This is a genomic window from Bacteroidota bacterium, assembly GCA_018831055.1.
Lineage (GTDB): Bacteria > Bacteroidota > Bacteroidia > Bacteroidales > B18-G4 > M55B132.
In genome coordinates, this window is sequence record JAHJRE010000328.1 from 1 (window position 1) to 3,572 (window position 3,572).

General features: G+C 52.5%; 2 protein-coding genes. One reads left to right on the top strand and one right to left on the bottom strand.

The genetic code is table 11. The annotated features are described in order from the left end of the window. Window positions 1-237 precede the first annotated feature (237 nt). Complete coding sequence (locus KKA81_17425) at window positions 238-3,333, top strand: hypothetical protein (GenBank protein MBU2652711.1); 3,096 nt, start codon at window positions 238-240, stop codon at window positions 3,331-3,333. A gap of 115 nt (window positions 3,334-3,448) precedes the next feature. Here KKA81_17425 and KKA81_17430 read toward each other — a convergent pair. Further along, window positions 3,449-3,572 (bottom strand): transposase (locus KKA81_17430; GenBank protein ID MBU2652712.1); only part of this gene is annotated, 124 nt, incomplete at its 5' end.

Sequence of the window (3,572 nt, forward strand, 5' to 3'; positions counted from 1 at the left end):
AGGATGCGCCGCATGCGTTCACCTATGCGGTCTTGCGGCTCGAACAGCGCGTGCAGATCGCGTTGCTGGACCCGAACCGCTTTTCCTACAGAGTGCTGCTGTCGATGCCGCAGCGCAAAGCCGAGAAACTCATCAGCAATTCAATGCCCACAAATCCAACTGGGGACAGTTCTTAATAATATATTAACCGGGTTGCTGTTACAATGTATTGTATATTTGTATTGCGTGGGGGCTGTCATGAGTTTTTTCAAAACGAATTATTTTAAAGGTTCGAAGAACTGGCTGAAAAACGTCGCGGAACGGGGAAATGTATTCCTACTGCTGTTTGGCGCGGTCGGAATGGTGGGTGTTATCGGTGCCTCTACCATGACGGTCCTAAAAGGACCAGTCTCGGTGATGTCGGAGGTGACAAAGCGCACCCTGACCGAAAACCAGATGATTGCCGCGGGGAAAATTGCACTTATTGCAGCAACGCAAAATGGATCGGGAAGTTGTGATAGTGATACGCTTGTTGAACCGATTGAAATGTCTGCGACAACAATAGCGGGCTTTACGGGGGGAAGTGAAATTCCAACCTCTATCGGCGTCGGTAAGGAGGATGGCTGGGGCATGCCCTTTGGTTATTGTGCATGGGACCATGGGTCTGAAGTTGGTATGGGCGGCTGTGCCGCGAAAAATTATCGCGACGGGAGTGATACAACAGACCAATATGTCGTCGCGATTGTCTCTGCGGGACCCGATGGCGTTTTCAATACAAAATGTAATGACTATGTTGACGCCACCACAGTGCTTTTGGAAAAAAACCCCGGAGTAGACGATATTGTCCTTGGCTATACGTATGCTGAGGCCGCCGCCGCGTCAGGCGGGCTATGGAATGAAACGACCCCTGGCACAGCCGAAATTGCCAAGAATGTCTCTATTAAAGATAGCGGTGGAACCGAACAATTTGCCTTTGATGCCGCCGCAGGAACCTTGGCGGTCGGCACCTCGGGACAATTCCCCTCTGTCAGAACAGATAACTTGCAAGCCATCTCTGGCTCAATCGCGCTCTTATCCAATTTTGACGCGGTTACCGCCGATGGCGCGATTACGGGCGCAAGCCTTGCCGCAGGCGCAGGCGCGATTACAGGCGGCAGCCTTGATGTTGGTTCTGGCGCAATTACAACCACAGGCACATTAAATGCGGGCACGTCCACCTTGGGCGCGACGGGTGTTTCCTCCCTCGATGCGGGTTCAGGCGCGATTACGACGACAGGCACCTTGAATGCGGGAGCTGCGACGCTTGGCGCGACGGGCGTTTCATCGCTATCGGCGAGCGGTCTTATCCGCACGACGGGAAATACTGAACTTGGCGATGATATCGCTGATTCCGTCACCATAGCAGGCATCACAACTATTGGCGGAACATTGGATGTGACGGGCGATACATCGGTTTCAACATTCGATACATCGGGCTTGGCGCAACTTGAATCGTTGACTGTGACCAACGCAACCACATTAAATGGCAATGTCACCTTGGGCGATGCCAATACCGATGTCCTGACCGCGAACGCCAATATCGCCATGTCAGGCAATAAAATTACAGGGTTGGCAACACCGCCAACGGCAGATGATGATGCCGCCACCAAAAAATATGTTGATGACCAAATAACAACAGGCGTACCAGGGGCGGAAACCGACCCACAGGTCGGCACCATCACCGCCAATAAATGGTGTGTGGGGAACGCAGGCGGCACGGCGATTGAGTGTACCGCCGATGCCAACGCCGAAACCGACCCACAGGTCGGCACCTTAACCGCCAGCAAATGGTGTACCACAGACGGCACCGATATTGATTGTACGTCCGACGCCCCCAGCGGTTTACCTTCAGGTTGTACTTCAGGACAAATTGCACAATATAACGGCTCGGCCTGGGTCTGTGCGGCGGATGTTGATGCTTCGACTTTAACATCAGGGTTCAGGGTGCATAGAAACGGGGCCGCTCAGGGAATTCCAAGAATCACGGTCACGACATTTAATGCGAACACGAAAGATTATGATATAAATACTGAATTCGATCTTTCGACCGACAGGTTTACACCAACGCAGGCGGGCTATTATCACCTTACATTTGGTATTGGTATAAACGATATTGATTTGAATGCTCCTGTACAGGCACGCATTCATAAGAACGGCACAGAGATCGCTGTTCAAGTTGATCGTGCGGATGTAGCTGTTTCTCAGGTATGGGCTCAAGTGAGTACGACTGTTTATCTGAATGGTACAGGTGATTACGTGACGGCAGAGACTCATCATCAATCTTCACAAGCCAATCGCTGGACAAATGGAGCTGCTAATGCGACTTACTTTGAAGGGTTTCTCGTACCAGGTTTAGGTGGTGGGGCAGGTGATGGCGACACGCTTGCCGATCTATCCTGTACCGACGGTCAAGTCGCAAAATGGAACAACGGCGGCGGCGTGTGGGAATGCGCGGCGGATAATGCGGGAAGCGGTGGTATTACGGCTTTGACTGGCGACGTCACCGCGTCTGGATCGGGTTCCGTCGCGGCTACAATTGCCAATAATGCGATAACAAATGCTAAAATGGCGGATGACGCGGTTGGCATTGCGGAGCTTTCCGCGACCGGCACACCAAATTCCACAACTTACCTTCGTGGTGATAATACGTGGTCAACTGTTTCAGCAGGCGCGGAAACTGATCCACAGGTCGGCGCCGTCACAAATAGCATGTGGTGCCGAGGGACCGGCACGCAGGTGACGTGCGATCAACCGGCTCCAAGCTCAAGCGGAGTGCCTTCTGGAGCCGTTATGACCTTTGATCTTGCCTCTTGTCCAAGTGGCTGGAGCCCTTTGGTTGGGGCTCAGAACAGATTCATTGTTGGCTCTGGAGGTTTATACGTCCGCAATAGTTCTGGGGGTGCTAACACCTCATCATTGTCAGTGGCAAATCTGCCGTCGCATATTCACAGTGTTGATCCACCAGACACCGCAACAACTTCTGCGGGAACTCACTCCCATACCGTAAATCCAGACCCCGCTTCGACATCCTCTAACGGTAACCACTCTCACATATCACAATTCGGGTCTACAGGACGAGCAAGCGGTGGTTTGGGGACGATGTCAAACTCAAGCGGAACAAACGTAACAGACACTTCAGACACGGCTGGTGACCACCAGCATACCGTAGATATTCCTTCGACAACGAGTTCTACTGATGGCAATCACCCTCACAGCGTCAATATTGCGTCATTTTCTTCTGGCTCAACGGGTAGTGGTTCGGCATTTGCTATTATGCCGCCGTATCTGGCTTTGCTTTATTGCAAAAAGGACTAATTCTTAGGGGCTGTCCATGATAGCACGAGTGTCTGGGGGGCATAATAAAACTATTGCGTCCCCACGGGGCGTTTAAGAAGATCGATACCGGCGGTTAATCTGGCACCTCGACGTTTCAAGTGGGTAACTTGAGGTCGAGCTTGCCGGCGATGAGGTAGGTGATCGCCTTCAGGGTCTCGACGTTGCGGTAGCCTCGCGCCTTGGCTTTGGCGGCCTGGACGAGGGAGTTGATGCCCTCG

Bases quoted from the DNA above. Each gene is read 5' to 3' on its own strand.
- KKA81_17425 (MBU2652711.1), top strand. From the start codon at position 238: ATGAGTTTTTTCAAAACGAATTATTTTAAAGGTTCGAAGAACTGGCTG.